Raw genomic sequence first — 17,340 nt, 5'->3', positions numbered from 1 at the left:
AGTCACACATGAAGCGTGTGTTCATCACCGGAGCGAGCAGCGGCATAGGCGCCGCGCTCGCTTCTTTTTATGCGCAGCAGGGCGCAGAGCTGGGGCTGGTGGGGCGCCGGTACGAGGCCTTGCTGGCCCTAAAGAACAGTCTGCCGGGTGCACACCGGGTGTACTCGCTGGACGTGCGGGATCGCGCGGCCTTGCATGCGGCTGCGCGCGATTTCCTGGCGCAGGGACCGGTCGATGTTGTGATTGCCAGCGCCGGAATCAGTGCCGGTACGCTCACCGAAGAACCGGATGACTTCCGGGTTTTCGAAGCCATCATCGCCACCAATCTGAATGCCACGGTTGCCACGTTCGAGCCCTTCATTGCTTCCATGAAACAGCAGCGACGCGGGCGTCTGGTCGGAATAGCAAGCGTCGCGGCCGTGCGCGGTCTGCCGGGCGCCGGCGCCTACAGTGCCTCGAAAGCGGCAGTCAGGGCGTACTGCGAAAGTTTGCGCGTAGAGCTGAGTCAAACCGGCGTCAAAGTGATTACGATTGCGCCTGGCTTCATCCAGACGCCGATGACCGCGCATAATCCTTACAAGATGCCGTTTCTCATGTCGGCAGACCGCTTCGCGGCGCTGGCGGGCCGGGCCATCGAAAGAAGCGTCTCGTACAAGGTCATACCATGGCAAATGGCATGTGTGGCCACACTGCTGCGGCTGATCCCTGACCGCTTGTACGACTATTTCGCCGTTCGCCGCGAGCGTAAGCCGCGACTGGGTTGAGTGGCGTTCATCACTGCGGTGTGGCGTTGAAATCCACATCGCCAGCCGCATAAAACCACTGCCCATCTTGCCGCACGAACCGGCTATGTTCCTTTAGACGCTGGGCGCGGCCGCCCACCCGGTAGCGTGCAGTAAACATCACCTGGGCCCGGTCCTCGGATAATTGCGTGTGGCTGTGAACGGCCAGATCCAGCCAGCGTGGGGCATGCGGGGTACCGGGAGGATCAATCACGAGTTCGGGCGGACGGGTGTCAGGATGCCAGGTCGCCAATAAATAGGCCGTTGCACCCATTGTGTAGGCGGTATAGCGCGAACGCATCAGATGTTCAGCAGTGGGGGCGACCTCGCGTCCTTCCAGATAGGGCTGGCAACAGGCCGCAAAGCTTGCTCCCTTCACGATGCCGCCACAGGGACAAGCCGATGGATTATGCCGTTCTTTCATGATGATTACTACAGCACGTCGTCGAGTGCCGACGTTTCAAGATGTCCGATGCGTCCCCAGTCTATCATTGCCCAATTGTTGGCTTCATCGATGGAGAAGTGATTGATGCTAGTGTTGAGTATGGGGTCGGGACGTGCCGCACCCAGCGATATTCCGTGCGTCTTGCGCCAAGCGATGTCGATGACGCCGCCGTGCGAAAAAACAAGGACGCGTTGGCCTTTGTACTGCTGCGCCAATGCTTCGAAGGCACCGCTGATGCGGACGCTGAAGGCATGGAGGGACTCGCCTTTTTCGACCGCTTGCTGCGGATCTCGAAAATCCACGCCACCCTGGCCGGCACGTAAGGCATCGAGCGCGGTCCAATCGCGCCCTTCATAGATGCCATAGCAACGTTCGCGCAAGTCGCGGCTGGCACGCACCTGCAGGCCCAGATGGCCGGCGGCGATCCGGGCGGTTTCAAATGCACGGCTCAGGTCGCTGCTGGCTATCGCATCGATGGACACGTCGAAAGCCGGGGATTGCAAATACTCGGCCAATTGTTCGGCCTGCCTGACGCCAACCGCGCTCAAGGGAATATCGAGCCATCCTTGGAGCCTCCTATTGGCGTTCCATTCAGTTTCTCCGTGGCGTACCAGCCAGAATTGCGTCCCGTTCATGCGATGATTTTTTCCATGAGAGTGTCAATATTCCAGATTTCCTTGAGCATCGAGATCAGGGCGACCAGTATCGGTTGACCGGCATTTTCAGTGGAGGTGATGAAGCCAAGACCAGCCTCGATGCTGGCCCGCCCCCAAATGGCAAAATCCTGCCGCTTGGCGCCCAGCAGCGCGACTTCCTCGCGCACCAGTGCACACCCGGCTCCGGCCCGGACGAGTGCGTCCATATTGGCTTGGTCGGCACTGTTCATGACGATGCGCGGCGCCAGCCCATGCCTTTCGAACAATTCGCGCAACAGCAGATGTATATGACTGCCATGTGGCCCATCGAGCCAGGGCAGTGCGGCGAGCTCTGTCCATCCACCGAGTTTCAGCTGCTCAGCCATCGCGTGGGGCAATACGATGCGATACGTGATGCTGCGCAGCGGCATCCATTGCACGTCGCGCGGTGGGTAGGCGGCTATTGTCAACGCTGCCGACAAGCGGCCGGTGCTGACATATTCTACCAGTTGGGAAGTGGGCAGTACCTGGGTCTGGAACTCGATCAAGGGAAGGCTGCGGGTGACACTGCTGGCCAATTCCCCCAGGCGCAGGAAGTCGACTTGTTCACTGGGTATGCCCAGCACGACCACGCCGTGCAACTGTCCTTGCAGTGCGATTGCTTCGGATTTGAGCTGGGTGCCCAATGCCAGGACGGCTTCGGCAGTCGGCAGCAGGCTCTCGCCGGCCTTGGCCAAGGCGAACTTGCCGGCGCTGCGGTCGAACAAGGCCACACCCAGACTTTGTTCGAGCGCTTTTACCTGCGCGGTGACGGCAGGTTGCGTCAGGTTGAGCGCTTCGGCGGCACGGGTCAGGTTGCCAACCCGTGCCACGGTAACGAACGCCCTGATCTGGTAGATTTCCATCGATCCGCTTATCGGTCAGGCGCTGAGTAGTCGGATCTGGGCGGGTTCCAGCCCGATGGCCACGGGCGCGCCGGGGCGATACAGGCTCAGGCCGGCATAGTGGGACTGGTCCGCTGTGACGCGTTGATCACCCACGCGCACCTCATATCGCGTGAACTCGCCCAGGAATTCGCTGCGCTCGATGATGCCGGGCAGCCAGATGAATCGCGCGTCGCCGCGTCCTCCGGCATTTTCCATCTGGACGGTATGCGGACGAAAGCTGGCGGCAAGCCGGGGACTGTTCGGCGCTTCGGAGTGCAGCGGCAGCGTTAGGTCGCCGACACCGCCTACGCTCAGGGTGATGTTGTTGCTGCTGCGTTCCTTGACGTCGCCTTCCAGGACATTCATGGTGCCTACAAAATTGGCCACGAAGCGATTGCATGGAAAATCGAAGAGGTTGGACGGGCTTCCCACCTGCTGCACAATGCCCTGGTCCAAGACTGCCATGCGGTCGGCCGTCGTCATGGCTTCCTCCTGGTCGTGCGTCACAAAAATCGTGGTGATGCCAAGCCGACGTTGTAGTGACAGCAGTTCCTGGCGCATTTGCACTCGAAGATTGCGGTCCAGATTGGACAGAGGTTCGTCGAGCAGCAGCACCTGCGGTTCGATGACGATGGTCCGCGCCAGGGCCACTCGTTGCTGCTGTCCGCCGGAAAGCTCATTGGGACGCCGCTTGGCATATTGTGAGAGGCCCACGAGCTCCAGGGCGGCGGCAACTCTTGTCTTGAGTTCGGCGCTGCGCACCTTGCGCTCGACCAGGCCAAAGGCAACGTTATCCCAGACAGTCATGTGGGGCCACAAGGCGTAGCTCTGGAATACCATGCCGATATTGCGCTTGTGTGGCGGTACTGAGCCGATATCCCGCCCATCCACCAGCAGCTGGCCGGAGTTTTGCTGGTTGAAGCCGGCGATCAGCCGAAGCAATGTGGATTTTCCTGATCCCGAAGGGCCGAGCAGGGCAAAGAATTCCCCGGGTTCCACGACCAGGCTGATATCCTTGAGAACCTCGGTCTTGCCATAGGAAAGTCTGATATTCCGGCATTCCACGCTGACTTTTTTCATAGTGCTTCCTGGCTTGCGTGCGACGGGCGTTGACGGGCCGATGCACGCTCAACGATGAGGTGGGACGCATAAGTGCCTGCTGCGACCGCCACAACGGCGAGAACGCCGAGAGCCGCACCCGGTCCGCGACCAGAGGCACTTTGCATGTAAAGATAGATACCGTAGCTCATGGGTGCGTCGCTGTCGCGTGTAACGAGCATGATGGTAGCCGAGAGTTCGACGGCTGCGGTAATGAAACTGGTGACGAAGCCTGCCAGCATGCCGCCGGCCATCAAGGGAATCACCACGCGCCGTATCGTGTTCCATCGATTGGCGCCGACCGATGCAGCCGCCTCTTCCAGCGACAGGTTGATCTGCTGCAGGGCAGCGACGCAGGACCGCAAGGCGTAGGGCAGTCGGCGTATCGAATAGGCAATCATGATCAGTACCCAGGTGGTGGTCAGTCCGACATCCGTCCCGGGAATGTCGACATTGCGGAAGGTCCGCATGAAGCCGATGGCCAGTACGATACCGGGTACTGCCAGCGCCGCCGACGATATCCAGTCGAGCCACTGCCGGCCGGGTAGCTTGCTGCGCAGCATGAGGTAGGCAATGGCCGTCCCCAGGATGACGTCGATGCCGGCGGCCAACCCGCAGTAGAGCAGGGTATTGCGGATCATGCCGGGCGATTCCTGGAACACGGCGGAATAGTGGGCCAGGGTATAACCATCGGGCAGAGGGGCGTAGCTCCACACTGTCGCCAGCGACAGCATCAGGACTCCCAGATGAGGCGAAAGCACCAGCAACAGGACAAGGAAGATCCAGCCATAGGCCAGCACTGTCTGGAGTTTATTCAATGACCGTTGCTGCAGTGAGTTGCCGCCTTTCTGCAGGGTGGAGTAGTCTTTTCCTTTAAGCATGCGAGCCGACAGCCAGAGCGCCAGAATGGAAAAGCCGATCATGATGACGCTGATGACGTAGCCCAGAGGGTCGTCGATGCCCACCTGAGTGATGCGCAAATACGCTTGTGGCGCCAGCATATTGGTCACGCCCAGGACCAACGGCGTGCCCAGGTCGTCGAATACCTTGACAAAGACCAGCGACGCACCGGCCACATAGCCGGGTAGGGCTAGCGGAAATATGACGCGTCTGAACAAGCGCCAACCCTTGGCGCCCAGGTTGACCGCGGCTTCCTCCATCGCTCCGTCGATGTTGCGCAGCGCCACTGTGAGATTCATCAGGATGAATGGAAAATAGTGCAGCGACTCGACGAATATGATGCCGTTCAGTCCATCCATCAGCGGTAAGGTGATGCCGAACCATTCGTCCAGGAGAAGGTTCATCGTGCCCGCGCGGCCGAAGATCAGCTGCATGGCCACAGCGCCGACGAACGGCGGCATGATCAGCGGTAAAACGCCCAGGGTCTGGATAATGAGTGCCCCTCTGAATCGGAAGCGTATCGTCAGATAGGCCAGCGGAACGGCGATCAGGGAAGAGAAAAAAGTTGCGGCCAGTGCCACATAGAGACTATTGAAAAAAGATTCCTTCAGCAGGGTCTGGTGGAAGAATGAACCGAAGTGACCGAGTGTGAAGCTCCCGTCCGCATTGACGAAGGCGCTATAGAAAACCGTCCCGACCGGGATGATCAGGAATGTTGCAAGAAATGCCAGGACGAGCAAAGCAATAAGCACGAGGCCGGAAGGGAATCGCGATGTGAAGGATTGAGTCATGGAGGCCTCGGAACGTGCCCGCTGCACCGTCTGGTGCTGTATCGGGCAAAACAAGGCCCGGGGGCGTGCCTGGCACGGCCCCGGGCCTGCGCTGACTACAGTTTGGCGGCTTCTTGTGCCAGAGTCTTCGCTTTCTCGTAGTTGGCCTTGGCCTGGCTGTTCCAGTCGCCCTGAATTTTGGAAAGTTTCTGGCTGACTTCCGCATCTTTCTTGTTACCGGCGAACACCGCGATGAGTTCCGCGGACTTTACTTGGTCCGCATCAAGCAAAGGCGTCCATGCCAGTTTCTTGGCCTGATCCAAAGCGTCTCGTGCTTGTTCACTGGGGGCATTGCCAAGCTTGGCCTCAGCGTCGTAAATGGCTTTGCTTGCCTGCTGCAGGTCGGCGTGCCGGAACGTGATGGTTTGATCGAACAATGATTGCACGATGTAGTAACGGCTTTGAGAGAGGTCGACATCGAATTGCACTTTGCTGCGCTTGGCGATTTCACCCGGATCGGGATAGCCGTCGGGGATGTTGTCGAGCTTGCTGTAGGGAAGAACGGGCAGGCGGGATATCTCGGGTTTCAGCAATAGTTCCTGCCCTTCCTTGCTCAAGGTGTACGCAATGAATTTTTTGCCTTCGTCGGTATTCCTGGCTCCAGCGATCAATGCGATATTGGCTGGAACGATGGCTGTCTCTTCGGGATAGACGAATTCAACAGGAAACTTGGAATACTTGCTAGACAGTCCGAAGAAATCGATGACCGGACCTGCGCCGAACTGTCCGTTATTGACGCCATCGGGTACGCCGAACGAGCGGTCGGTAATGGCGGCGCTGTTTCCGGACATGCGCAGCAGGGTGGTCCAACCCTTGTCCCAGCCTTCGCCTTGCAGAATCGTCTCCACGGTCAGATGCATGGTGCCGGATCGGGATGGCGATGTAATGCCCACGTTGCCATACCATGCCGGTTCAAGCAGATCGTCCCACGACGCGGGCGGGGCAAGCTTCTTGGCCTTGATCAGACGAGTGTTGTACATGATGCCGTAGCCCGCCAGGGCCTGGCCCAGGAAGAAACCGGCGGGGTCGTTGATGGGAAAGCTGCCTATCTTCGCGGGTACGTCGGGGTTGGCAATGCCGGTGGCTTTGTCCAGCAAGTTCGCCTTGGCAAGCACTTCGAATGCGTCGGGAGCGCTGGCCCAGAAGACCTCGGGCCGCTTGCCGGCGTCGGTTTCGCGTACGAAGGCAATGCCCGAGACCGTATTCTTGTTCAAAATCTCCAGCTTGATGTCGGGGTTGGCTTTTTCGAAGGCCGACTTGTACGCTTGCGTCAGTTCTTTCGGAAACGATGTGATGACGGTGACCGTTCCGGCAAGGGCAGGGGCTCCCATCAGCAGCAGGACAGTCAGCAGCGGTTTTATTGTCTTTTTCATTTTGCCTCCATTGGGCTTGTGGATGATCGCAACATAGGCAATGCAGCCTCTTGCGTCCAATCACATTTTTTAATGTGGACCATAAGCCATAGGGAATACGCGTCATTCCAGAGGGAAAACGCGGGTACTTCTTGCCGCTCCGTGCCCTAGGCCCGTACACTCTCGCCACGGTAAAACAGCGGGCATGCCATGGGGCAGCCCTCAACCTTGGAGCAAGGCCTTTTTTCTATGTCGAACACTTATTTTCCACGCTGGCGCAAAGTGAAGGGTGGTGCGCAGGGCGCTGTCGTGCAGCCCGATGAATACCTTTCCGTGCCGCAGAACATCGCCATGGGCGCCCAGCACGTAGTGGCCATGTTCGGATCCACGATCCTTGCGCCATTGTTGATGGGATTCGACGCCAATGTGGCCATCCTGATGTCCGGAATTGGCACCTTGCTGTTTTTCCTGTTCGTTGGCGGGCGCGTCCCCAGTTACCTGGGCTCCAGCTTTGCCTTTATCGGTGGGGTCATCGCTGTGACCGGCTATGCGGGCTCGGGACCGAACCCCAATATCGGCGTTGCGCTGGGTGCGATCGTCATTTGCGGCCTCGTCTATACCGTTATCGGCTTGCTTGTGTGGTGGATAAACGCGCGATCCGGGGGCACCGCCAATTGGATAAACCGCTGGATGCCTCCGGTGGTAACTGGCGCTATCGTTGCTGTCATAGGCTTGAATCTGGCGCCGATCGCAGCCAAGGGCGCCATGGGCGGCTCGACGTTCGACGCCGTGATGGCGCTTGTCACCGTACTCTGCGTGGGCGGTATCGCCGTGTATACGCGAGGTACGACGCAGCGTCTGCTGATATTGGTCGGATTGCTGCTGGCCTGCGTCATCTATGCAGTATTTGCCAATGTGCTTGGGCTGGGGCCCGCCATTGATTTCAGTGGCGTGTCGAACGCCCCGTGGCTGGGCCTGCCTACGTTCGCGACGCCAGTATTCGAAGCCCATGCGATCAGCGTTATTGTTCCGGTTGCGATCATCCTGGTTGCCGAGAACCTCGGTCATATCAAGGCGGTCAGTGCCATGACAGGGAAGAACCTGGATGTCTATCTGGGTCGCGCCTTTGTGGGCGACGGCGTGGCCACAATGTTGTCCGGAGCGGTAGGCGGTACCGGCGTCACTACCTATGCCGAGAATATCGGTGTGATGACGGTCACACGCATCTATTCGACCCTGGTATTCGTGGTTGCTGCGTTCATGGCCATCCTGCTTGGCTTCTCCCCGAAATTCGGCGCCCTGATCCAGACCATACCCGGTCCGGTGCTGGGCGGAATGTCCCTGGTCGTGTTCGGCCTGATCGCAGTGGCCGGCGCACGGATATGGGTCGTCAATCAGGTCGACTTCACCGATAACCGGAATCTCATCGTGGCGGCGGTCACATTGATTTTGGGTGCGGGCAATTTTTCCTTGCAGATCGGCGCATTCCGGCTGGACGGCATAGGCACCGCAACATTCGGCGCCATCATTTTGTATGCGCTATTGCGCATCGGTTCCGGTAAGCCGGAGGCAGCGGCGCCATAGCCGTTTGGGGGGGCTTGCAATTTTGCCCCAGTTTGCCGACAATACACCCATACCCCCGGTTTGGGCACAGGCCGGGGATTTATTTTTGAGCTAGACCCAAACGTTGTTCACAGCTATAACAAACCAACGCTTCCTTTAGTTCGCTCAAGACGGCTCAAACTGTCTCACCAATTCAATACTGGGCGCTCCTCGTGAGGAGCGTCTTTTTACTTTTATTCAGGAATATTATGTCTGCGATACCGTTGACGGCACGCGGCGCTGAGCGTCTGCAGGCCGAGCTACACCGTCTGAAAACCGTCGAACGCCCCGATATCATCAATGCCATTTCCGAAGCCAGGGCTCAGGGCGACCTTTCCGAAAATGCCGAGTACGACGCTGCGCGCGAACGTCAGGCATTCGTCGAAGGCCGCATCAAGGAACTTGAAGGCACATTGTCCAACGCCCAAATCATTGATCCGTCCGCCCTGGACGTGGACGGAAAAGCCGTGTTCGGCGCGACCGTCGAAATCGAAGATCTGGATTCGGGCGAGCGCGTTACCTACCAAATCGTGGGCGACGTCGAGGCCGACATCCGGGCCAATCTCATTTCGGTTTCCAGCCCGGTTGCACGTGCGCTTATCGGTAAAAGCGAGGGCGACGTTGTCTCGGTCAGGGCTCCTGCCGGGATCCGCGAATTCGAAGTACTGAACGTCAGCTATTTGTAATCTTATGATTCAAGAGGCAGGCAACCGCGCCTGCTGAAGGTACAATTACCGACGCAAAAGAAAAGCCCATGCAATAGCAACCGGCATGGGCTTTGCAATGTGTGCGCACGGATCAGCGTTTGGCCGGGCCCAGCGAACGCCGCGCACCGGCACGTAGCGACATTGCGCTGCCTGCCCGTCGGGGTATGGCATGGGCCGGACGTTCCGGCGATGCCGCGCCAGCGCGTTTCGCGCGGGGCGGCGCCGATTCAAGTCTTTCGGCCTTACGCGCCTTGCGCAGAGCTTTTTCAGTGCGCCGCGTACGGGTTCCACCATTGGCCGCCAGTTTCTTTGGCGTATGTGGGTCCGAGGGCTTGCGTGTGGCGCGGGTTGCGTTCTCGGCTTCGGCCTTGGCCCGCATGGCCGCGGTGTCGGGCCGATAGATGATCAAGGTTTTGCCAAGATGATGCACTACCGCGCACGACAAGGTCTCGCATATGGAGTCCAGCATGGCAACGCGTGCGTCTCTATCGTCTCCCGAAACGCGAACCTTGATAAGCTGGTGCGCATTCAGATTAAGATCGATTTCTTTAAGCACCGATTCGGATAAACCCCGGTCTCCAATCAGTACGACCGGACGCAAAGGGTGGGCTGCGGCGCGAAGTGCGCTGCGCTCTTGGGAAGTAATGTCGAGTTTTGGCATAATGAGATTGTACGGTAATGGCCAAAAATAAATTCTCTAAAGAGTGGGTTCAGCAGCATATTAATGATCCCTACGTCAAAATGGCGCAACAGAAGGGGTACCGGGCCAGGGCGGCCTTCAAGCTGACTGAAATCCTGGATACTGAAAAGCTGATGCAACGCGGCGATATTGTGGTTGATCTGGGTTCGGCGCCGGGAAGTTGGTCACAGGTTGCGCGCGAACGCATGGTGGGCGCCGGCGGTGTTATAGACGGGCGCATCATTGCGTTGGACATGCTGCCCATGGAACCTATAGCCGGAGTCGAATTCATCCTGGGCGACTTTCGTGAAGACTCCATACTAGATCAATTAAAAAATATGCTCAATGGGCAGCGGGTGGACCTTGTGATTTCCGACATGGCCCCCAATTTATCAGGCGTGGGTTCGGCCGATTCAGCTAGAATTCAGCATGTATGCGACTTGGCCCTGGATTTTTCCTGCCACCATCTACAGCCCAACGGCGCCCTTATCGTCAAGGCATTCCATGGCAGCGGATTCTCTCAAATCGTGGAATCGTTCAAACAACGTTTTCATCGCGTGGTCGAACGCAAACCCAAGGCTTCGCGCATCAGGTCCTCGGAAACCTTTCTGGTTGGACGGCGTCTTAAATCCTAGGGATTGACAAACACGATTCTTTCTATCGAGTAGAATGAGTCATTGACATACTTGTTTTACTGCCGCAGTTGCGGGGGTCCGGCAAGTGGTAGTTACAAGTGGAGGTTGGCTTTGAACAACTCGTTTTCCAAGGTCGCGATCTGGATGGTGATCGCGCTGGTCCTTTTTACTGTTTTCAAGCAGTTCGACGGCCGCGCAACCACTACCGAAAGCGTGACTTACACCCAATTCATGAGCGACGCCCAGGCGGGCCGCATCAACAAGGTCGACATCCAGGGAGACACCTTGTATGTAACCCCCGATGCAGGCCGCCCGTACAGTCTTACTTCCCCGGGCGACTTGTGGATGGTGCCTGAACTCGTCAAGTCTGGCGTCGAAGTCTCTGGCAAGGCGCGTGAAGAACCCTCATTCCTGGCCAGCCTGTTCATTTCCTGGTTCCCGATGCTGTTGCTGATTGGAGTATGGATATTCTTCATGCGCCAGATGCAGGGTGGTGGCAAGGGCGGAGCCTTCAGCTTCGGCAAGTCGCGCGCCCGCATGATGGACGAAAACACCAATCACATCACGTTTGCCGATGTGGCCGGTTGTGACGAGGCCAAGGAAGACGTCCAGGAACTCGTCGATTTCCTGCGCGATCCCACCAAGTTCCAGCGCCTTGGCGGTCGTATTCCGCGCGGCGTGCTTATGGTTGGCTCACCCGGTACGGGTAAAACGCTGTTGGCCAAGGCCATCGCCGGCGAAGCCAAGGTGCCTTTTTTCAGTATCTCCGGTTCGGATTTCGTCGAAATGTTCGTCGGTGTGGGCGCTGCCCGGGTCCGCGACATGTTCGAGAATGCTAAGAAACAGTCGCCGTGCATCATCTTTATCGATGAAATCGACGCTGTCGGGCGGCAGCGTGGCGCTGGTCTGGGCGGCGGCAACGACGAACGTGAGCAAACACTTAACCAATTGCTGGTCGAAATGGACGGCTTTGAAACCGGCCAGGGCGTACTCGTTATTGCCGCGACCAACCGTCCTGACGTGCTCGACCCTGCCTTGCTGCGTCCGGGCCGGTTCGATCGGCAGGTGGTCGTCTCGCTCCCCGATATCCGTGGCCGCGAGCAGATCCTGAAAGTGCACATGCGCAAGGTGCCATTGGCCACCAACGTCGATGCCATGATCCTGGCTCGCGGAACTCCTGGGTTTTCTGGTGCCGACCTGGCCAACCTGGTCAACGAAGCCGCCTTGTTCGCCGCACGTCGTAGTGGCCGTACGGTCGAAATGAACGACTTCGAAAAGGCGAAAGACAAGATCATCATGGGTGCCGAGCGCCGCTCGCTCATCATGCCCGAGGAAGAACGCCGCAACACGGCCTATCACGAGTCGGGCCACGCCCTGGTGGCGCGCAGCCTGCCCAAGACCGATCCGGTTCACAAGGTCACCATCATTCCGCGCGGCCGGGCCCTGGGCGTCACGATGCAGTTGCCCGATTCCGACCGCTATAGCATGGACAAAGATCGCCTGCTCAATACCATCGCAGTACTGTTCGGAGGCCGTATCGCAGAGGAAGTCTTCATGAACCAGATGACTACCGGCGCATCCAACGACTTTGAACGTGCTACCGCCATCGCCCGCGATATCGTTACGCGCTACGGCATGACCGACTCCCTCGGCCCTGTCGTGTACGCCGAAAACGAAGGTGAAGTTTTCCTGGGGCGCAGCGTTACCAAGACGACCCATGTATCTGAAGCCACCATGCAGAAAGTGGATCAGGAAATCCGTGCCATCATAGACCAGCAGTACGCCGTGGCGCGCAAGATCATCGAAGAGAACCGCGACAAGATGGAAGCCATGACAGCCGCCTTGCTCGAATGGGAAACCATCGATGCGGAACAGATCGAAGACATCATGCAAGGTCGCCCACCGCGTGCGCCGCAAGTCGTCGCGTCGCAAAACGACACGCCCGACAGCCCGCCCCCGGCAGCCGGCCTGAAGTCGGCCGGCGGCACTGCTGCAACCACGCCTGTATAAGGTTCGGCTCCTGCCCACAACTGGTCATGCAGGTGGGCAGGCTCCGAAATCACAACGATGAGCTCAAACTTGGTTTGTGGGCGCTTCGAGCTTACACTCGAGCGCCCTTTGGTTATGGGGATCGTGAATGTCACCCCGGATTCCTTTTCGAACACTTCCACGCTTCACTCTCCCGATATCGCCATTGCGCGCGGCAGGCAACTGATTGCCGATGGCGCCGATATTCTGGACATAGGCGGCGAGTCTACCCGTCCCGGCGCCGTACCGGTGTCCGCAGCCGACGAGCTTGCGCGCATCCTGCCCGTAGTAGAAGGCTTGCTCGATGCGGGTATACCGTTGTCGATCGACACCTTCAAGCCCGAGGTGATGCGTCGCGTGCTCGACGCCGGCGCGGACATGATCAACGATATCTATGGATTCCGTCACGACGGTGCCATCGAGGCAGTATTGGATTCACGCTGCGGCCTGTGCGTCATGCATATGCAAGGCGAGCCCACTACCATGCAGCAGGCGCCTCGCTATGACGATGTTTTGCACGAGATCAGCGATTTTCTGCATGAACGAGTACAGGTCATGCGCGACGCCGGTATCGACCGGCGTCGCATTATTCTTGATCCCGGCTTTGGATTCGGAAAAACGCCGCAGCAGAACTATTTGATGCTGCAGCGCCTGCGCGATATCGACAGCAAGGGCTTTCCCTGGCTTATCGGCATGTCGCGCAAATCCATGATCGGTCATGTCACAGGCCGTTTGCCAGCCGACCGTCTTGGCGGCAGCGTCGCCGCGGCGTTGGCGGCAGTAGCGCGGGGGGCGCATATCATCCGTGTGCATGATGTATCTGCCACTGTGGATGCGGTAAAAGTATGGCAGGCAATTGAACAAGGGAAATTTATATGACAGAGCGCAAGTATTTTGGTACTGATGGCGTCCGTGGCGAAGTCGGAGGCCCGACAATCAACGCCGAATTCGCACTTCGACTGGGGTATGCGGCAGGCCGCGTCCTGTCGCGCCAGCATCCCGGGCGTGGGCGCCCGGCAGTCGTAATAGGCAAGGACACCCGTATTTCAGGCTATATGCTCGAATCGGCTCTCGAGGCCGGTTTGTCTGCGGCGGGTATCGATGTGCTGCTCGCAGGTCCCATTCCCACGCCCGCGGTGGCTTATCTCACACGCGCACTAAGGCTTGTGGCAGGTGTGGTGATCAGCGCGTCGCACAATCCCTACCAGGATAACGGCATCAAGTTTTTCTCCGCGCGGGGCATGAAGCTGGACGATGAAATCGAGGCTCAGATCGAGGCGGCCATTGACGAGCCCCTGGGTTGCGTCGGTTCAGAGGCCCTGGGGCGCGCCCGTCGCATTGACGATGCGGGCGGGCGTTATATCGAGTTCTGTAAAAGCACCTTTCCCAACGAACTTGACTTGTCGGGACTTACCATCGTGGTCGACGGGGCCCACGGCGCCGCCTATAACATTGCGCCCCATGTGTTCCGCGAGCTGGGCGCCGAAGTGTTTGCCATTGGGTGTCAGCCTGACGGTTTCAACATCAATGAAGGCGTTGGAGCCATGCATCCCGAACACCTGGCCGCGGAAGTGCAGGCGCGCGGGGCTGACTTGGGAATAGCGCTCGACGGCGATGCCGACCGGCTGCAGATGGTCGACGGTTCCGGCCGCATTTATAACGGCGACGAACTGCTCTACGCGATAGTTCGTGATCGCATGACGCAGAACCGGGTAGAGGGTGTCGTGGGCACGCTCATGACCAATTTCGGATTCGAGAAACAGATGCAAGCCCTGGGTGTCGGGTTCGAACGCGCCAAGGTGGGCGATCGCTATGTGCTCGAGAGTATGCAAAAACGTGGCTGGCTCTTTGGTGGCGAAAGTTCAGGCCATCTGCTGTGTCTGGATTGCCACACTACGGGCGATGGCATTATTGCCGCATTGCAGGTGCTTACGGCCATGAGTCGCAGCGGCCATAGTCTGGCCGATCTGGTCGCCGATCTGAAAATGTATCCGCAGAAAATGGTCAACGTGCCGCTGGCGCCGGACGTGCAATGGCAGACCCACGCGGGTTTGCAGGCCGCCAAGGAAAAAGTCGAACGTGAATTGAACGGCAGGGGCCGTGTGCTGATACGCGCATCCGGTACAGAACCCAAGCTTCGTCTTATGGTCGAGGCCGAGGAACGATCTTTAGCGGAAGATGGCGTGCAACAACTGGTCGATGTGGATTTGTCGAGCAAATAAGGCAGGCATCAAAAACCTGAAATATTTGGCACGCATAATCGTGGCATCTTTACAGGAGCCACACCATGTTCGAGCTTGCACGTACCCCACCGGCTGCGGTCACCAACGCCATATGGCCCGCAGCGTCGGCCGGAGGCCTGGTTCTGGGACTGGCCCGCAATAACGAGGAGCTGGAGGCCATCCAGCGCCTGCGCTACCAGGTATTCACTGACGAGATGAACGCCGTGTTTCCCGATACGGCGGACGGCCTGGACGTGGACCATTACGATACCTGGTGCGAACACCTCATGGTCCAGGAGGTCGATACGGGCCGCGTGGTCGGGACATATCGCTTGCTTACGCCGGCAAACGCCAGGAACGCAGGCGGCTATTACGCGGAATCCGAGTTTTACCTGGCCGGACTGGGCGATTTGAAGCAGGAAATCGTTGAAATCGGACGTTCGTGCACTCACCCCGATTATCGCAATGGTGCTGTGATCATGCTTCTATGGTCGGGTATTGCCAGTGTAGTCCAGCAATTGGGCCTGCGCTATGTGCTGGGCTGCGCCAGCGTCAGCCTGCGTGACGACGGTGCCGCGGCCGCCGAGGTATGGCGCAGGGCGCGCGACATCTTGGCCGCCAGCCCTGACCTGCCTCGCCTGGTGCCACGCCACCGGTATCCTGTCGAACGCCTCGATGACGTGCTTCCAGGCCGGGTCCCGGCACTGATCAAGGGCTATTTGAAGGCGGGGGCGCAGATTTGTGGCGAACCGGCCTGGGATCCCGACTTCAATACGGCGGACTTTCCAGTTTTACTGGATGCGCAGCGGATGGATGCCCGTTACCGTCGCCATTTCGGCATGCGCTGAACGAAGGCATTCATGAGGTCGGGTTCACGTCGAAATCGAATCCGGCCTTGTTCCATTCACGTTTTTCGGTCTTCAGCGAAAACTCGGTAAGAGGGTGGTTCTGCAACCAGGCTTGATCGGCATGTACCCGGATGCTGTGTCCGTTGGCCTGCAGGGATATGGGCAGGGATTCGCGGTCATCGCGTCGGCGTAGCAGCAAAACGGCCAGCCGCAGGCAGAACAAGGTAAGCCATTGTGCACGGGAGGGATTTCGCCCGTGGAGTTTGCTCAGTTTGCCCTGATGGCCGAGCGCAAACAAGGACATCATGATCTGGTCATCATTTGAGAAGCCCGGCATATCGGCGTGCTGGAGAATGTAGGCACTGTGCTTGTGATAATCGTCATGCGCGATGCTGATTCCGATTTCGTGCAGATCGGCCACCCACCCCAGCGTGCGTTCCAGTTCCTGTCTGTCGGGTCCGTCGGGAAATTCCAGTTGTGAAAAGAATTCCAGTGCCGCGCGCTTGACGCGTTCGGATTGTCGAGGATCGACATGGTAGCGTTTCATGAATTGACGCACGGTTTCATCACGCTTGTCGTGCTGCATGTCGCGTCCCAGCAGATCGTAAAGGACGCCGACACGAAGGGCGCCTTCGCCGGGCAGCATCAGCTTGATATGGAGTTCCTGGAAAGCGGCCATCATGATGGCAAGACCACCAGGCAGAACCAACGAGCGATCGTGCTTGAGGCCAGGCAGCTCGCTCATGATCACCTTGCCATCTTTGACTAGCTTGGCTTTGAGCTTTTCCATTCCTTCCAGGGTGATGCCTTTCTTTGACATGCCTCCTTCGGTAAGGACTGCCAGCAAGCCCTTGGCGGTTCCAGATGACCCATAAGCCTCTTGCCACCCGGTCCTGCGATACTGCTTCGAAATCGCTTCGAACTCCCGTCTTGCGGCAAGCTCGGCTTGTTGCATTCTAGACTCTGTAATGCGTCCGTCGGAGAAAAACTGGCGCGTATAGCTCACGCATCCCATGAAAAGGGAGGACATATGCATGGGCTGAAAGCCTTTTCCTATGATGACCTCGGTGGATCCACCTCCAATATCTATCATGAGCCGGCGATTCGGCGAGGGTGGAAGCTCGTTCGCTATGCCCGAGAAAATGAGCCGGGCTTCTTCCTGTCCGGCAATCACTTCGATTGGAAAACCCAGGGCCGCTTCGGCACGCGGCAATATTTCAGCTACGTTCTTCGCGACACGAAAGGTATTGGTCGCCACGGCGCGAACCCGGTTCGGGTGGAAACCGGCCAGGCGCTCTCCGAAGCGTTGCAGCACCGTGATGGCCCGTTCAATGGCTTCTTCACTGATGACGTTGTTGTCATCGAGACCTGCCGCGAGCCGGACTGATTCTTTCAGCCGGTCGATCGCGTAAATCTGGGCGGCGCCATCCTGTTGTACAACACGTCCGATTGAAAGACGGAAACTGTTTGATCCGAGGTCAACGGCGGCAAGTAGGTAGTCCATTGTGACAGTTTTTGATGAGTACCTTGCGATTATAAGGATCCCGCGGGGCACAGCGGACCGTGCGGGACTTAATTAAGGGAAAAACAGCGATAATCACTATTTGTGGGGCCAAAAAGAGGCCTACTTTTTGCTTGTCACATAACCGTA

The 17,340-nt window shown here is 58.3% G+C and carries 16 protein-coding genes; 8 read left to right on the top strand and 8 right to left on the bottom strand.

All coding sequences use genetic code 11. The features are described from left to right. Positions 1-8 precede the first annotated feature (8 nt). On the top strand, positions 9-764 hold the full coding sequence (locus tag CR155_RS03955; RefSeq protein WP_102068689.1) for an SDR family oxidoreductase: 756 nt from the start codon (positions 9-11) through the stop codon (positions 762-764). A gap of 10 nt (positions 765-774) precedes the next feature. On the opposite strand, the gene CR155_RS03950 is transcribed toward CR155_RS03955, so the two are convergent. The 6 genes from CR155_RS03950 to CR155_RS03925 all read right to left on the bottom strand — a co-directional run bounded on the left by CR155_RS03950 (position 775) and on the right by CR155_RS03925 (position 6,989). Continuing rightward, complete coding sequence (locus CR155_RS03950) at positions 775-1,206, bottom strand: YchJ family protein (protein WP_102068688.1); 432 nt, start codon at positions 1,204-1,206, stop codon at positions 775-777. An 8-nt stretch (positions 1,207-1,214) separates the two neighbouring features. Continuing rightward, entirely contained in the window at positions 1,215-1,862 is a 648-nt protein-coding gene (locus tag CR155_RS03945; protein WP_102068687.1) for a histidine phosphatase family protein, read from the bottom strand. Then, entirely contained in the window at positions 1,859-2,767 is a 909-nt protein-coding gene (locus CR155_RS03940; RefSeq protein WP_102068686.1) for a LysR family transcriptional regulator, read from the bottom strand. Before CR155_RS03940 ends, CR155_RS03945 begins: the two co-directional genes overlap by 4 nt. A gap of 15 nt (positions 2,768-2,782) precedes the next feature. Continuing rightward, the gene (locus CR155_RS03935) at positions 2,783-3,868 is read right to left on the bottom strand and encodes an ABC transporter ATP-binding protein (RefSeq protein ID WP_102068685.1); all 1,086 of its coding nucleotides are present in this window, start codon (positions 3,866-3,868) and stop codon (positions 2,783-2,785) included. Continuing rightward, a complete protein-coding gene (locus CR155_RS03930) occupies positions 3,865-5,577 on the bottom strand; it encodes an ABC transporter permease (RefSeq protein ID WP_102068684.1) in 1,713 nt (570 codons plus the stop codon). Before CR155_RS03930 ends, CR155_RS03935 begins: the two co-directional genes overlap by 4 nt. Before the next feature lie 95 nt (positions 5,578-5,672). After that, positions 5,673-6,989 (bottom strand): ABC transporter substrate-binding protein, encoded by a 1,317-nt coding sequence (locus CR155_RS03925; RefSeq protein WP_102068683.1) that lies wholly within the window; start codon positions 6,987-6,989, stop codon positions 5,673-5,675. A 228-nt stretch (positions 6,990-7,217) separates the two neighbouring features. Here CR155_RS03925 and CR155_RS03920 point away from each other — a divergent pair, with 228 nt between their 5' ends. Together CR155_RS03920 and greA are read left to right on the top strand one after the other, a co-directional pair. Further along, positions 7,218-8,552, top strand: coding sequence for a solute carrier family 23 protein (locus CR155_RS03920; protein ID WP_102068682.1), 1,335 nt, complete (start codon positions 7,218-7,220; stop codon positions 8,550-8,552). Between the two features lie 227 nt (positions 8,553-8,779). Continuing rightward, positions 8,780-9,256 (top strand): transcription elongation factor GreA, encoded by a 477-nt coding sequence (greA, locus tag CR155_RS03915; RefSeq protein ID WP_102068681.1) that lies wholly within the window; start codon positions 8,780-8,782, stop codon positions 9,254-9,256. Positions 9,257-9,368: 112 nt separating this feature from the next. On the opposite strand, the gene CR155_RS03910 is transcribed toward greA, so the two are convergent. Next, complete coding sequence (locus tag CR155_RS03910) at positions 9,369-9,938, bottom strand: YhbY family RNA-binding protein (RefSeq protein ID WP_102068680.1); 570 nt, start codon at positions 9,936-9,938, stop codon at positions 9,369-9,371. A gap of 17 nt (positions 9,939-9,955) precedes the next feature. Between CR155_RS03910 and CR155_RS03905 the strand changes: the two genes are divergently transcribed. The 5 genes from CR155_RS03905 to CR155_RS03885 all read left to right on the top strand — a co-directional run bounded on the left by CR155_RS03905 (position 9,956) and on the right by CR155_RS03885 (position 15,689). Next, complete coding sequence (locus CR155_RS03905) at positions 9,956-10,591, top strand: RlmE family RNA methyltransferase (protein ID WP_102068679.1); 636 nt, start codon at positions 9,956-9,958, stop codon at positions 10,589-10,591. 111 nt (positions 10,592-10,702) lie between these two features. Further along, entirely contained in the window at positions 10,703-12,601 is a 1,899-nt protein-coding gene (gene ftsH / locus CR155_RS03900; protein WP_102068678.1) for an ATP-dependent zinc metalloprotease FtsH, read from the top strand. 57 nt (positions 12,602-12,658) lie between these two features. After that, the gene (folP, locus tag CR155_RS03895) at positions 12,659-13,498 is read left to right on the top strand and encodes a dihydropteroate synthase (protein ID WP_102068677.1); all 840 of its coding nucleotides are present in this window, start codon (positions 12,659-12,661) and stop codon (positions 13,496-13,498) included. Continuing rightward, the gene (glmM, locus tag CR155_RS03890; protein WP_102068676.1) at positions 13,495-14,841 is read left to right on the top strand and encodes a phosphoglucosamine mutase; all 1,347 of its coding nucleotides are present in this window, start codon (positions 13,495-13,497) and stop codon (positions 14,839-14,841) included. The genes folP and glmM overlap by 4 nt, the downstream gene beginning before the upstream one ends. Positions 14,842-14,906: 65 nt before the next feature. Next, on the top strand, positions 14,907-15,689 hold the full coding sequence (locus tag CR155_RS03885; RefSeq protein WP_102068675.1) for a GNAT family N-acetyltransferase: 783 nt from the start codon (positions 14,907-14,909) through the stop codon (positions 15,687-15,689). Positions 15,690-15,699: 10 nt separating this feature from the next. Here CR155_RS03885 and ppx read toward each other — a convergent pair whose 3' ends face one another. Next, a complete protein-coding gene (ppx, locus tag CR155_RS03880) occupies positions 15,700-17,193 on the bottom strand; it encodes an exopolyphosphatase (protein WP_102068674.1) in 1,494 nt (497 codons plus the stop codon). Positions 17,194-17,340: the final 147 nt, after the last annotated feature.

Origin of the sequence: Pollutimonas nitritireducens, from assembly GCF_002849615.1 — a bacterium.
Lineage (GTDB): Bacteria > Pseudomonadota > Gammaproteobacteria > Burkholderiales > Burkholderiaceae_B > Pollutimonas > Pollutimonas nitritireducens.
Note: the sequence above shows the minus strand (reverse complement) of the source record. Positions and strands in the feature narration are given on the sequence as shown.

Coding starts and splice junctions, on each gene's coding strand:
- glmM (WP_102068676.1), top strand. CDS start 13,495: ATGACAGAGCGCAAGTATTTTGGTACTGATGGCGTCCGTGGCGAAGTC.
- CR155_RS03910 (WP_102068680.1), bottom strand. CDS start 9,938: ATGCCAAAACTCGACATTACTTCCCAAGAGCGCAGCGCACTTCGCGCC.
- folP (WP_102068677.1), top strand. CDS start 12,659: ATGAGCTCAAACTTGGTTTGTGGGCGCTTCGAGCTTACACTCGAGCGC.
- CR155_RS03940 (WP_102068686.1), bottom strand. CDS start 2,767: ATGGAAATCTACCAGATCAGGGCGTTCGTTACCGTGGCACGGGTTGGC.
- CR155_RS03935 (WP_102068685.1), bottom strand. CDS start 3,868: ATGAAAAAAGTCAGCGTGGAATGCCGGAATATCAGACTTTCCTATGGC.
- CR155_RS03930 (WP_102068684.1), bottom strand. CDS start 5,577: ATGACTCAATCCTTCACATCGCGATTCCCTTCCGGCCTCGTGCTTATT.
- CR155_RS03905 (WP_102068679.1), top strand. CDS start 9,956: ATGGCCAAAAATAAATTCTCTAAAGAGTGGGTTCAGCAGCATATTAAT.
- CR155_RS03955 (WP_102068689.1), top strand. CDS start 9: ATGAAGCGTGTGTTCATCACCGGAGCGAGCAGCGGCATAGGCGCCGCG.
- ppx (WP_102068674.1), bottom strand. CDS start 17,193: ATGGACTACCTACTTGCCGCCGTTGACCTCGGATCAAACAGTTTCCGT.
- CR155_RS03945 (WP_102068687.1), bottom strand. CDS start 1,862: ATGAACGGGACGCAATTCTGGCTGGTACGCCACGGAGAAACTGAATGG.
- CR155_RS03920 (WP_102068682.1), top strand. CDS start 7,218: ATGTCGAACACTTATTTTCCACGCTGGCGCAAAGTGAAGGGTGGTGCG.
- CR155_RS03885 (WP_102068675.1), top strand. CDS start 14,907: ATGTTCGAGCTTGCACGTACCCCACCGGCTGCGGTCACCAACGCCATA.
- CR155_RS03950 (WP_102068688.1), bottom strand. CDS start 1,206: ATGAAAGAACGGCATAATCCATCGGCTTGTCCCTGTGGCGGCATCGTG.
- CR155_RS03925 (WP_102068683.1), bottom strand. CDS start 6,989: ATGAAAAAGACAATAAAACCGCTGCTGACTGTCCTGCTGCTGATGGGA.
- greA (WP_102068681.1), top strand. CDS start 8,780: ATGTCTGCGATACCGTTGACGGCACGCGGCGCTGAGCGTCTGCAGGCC.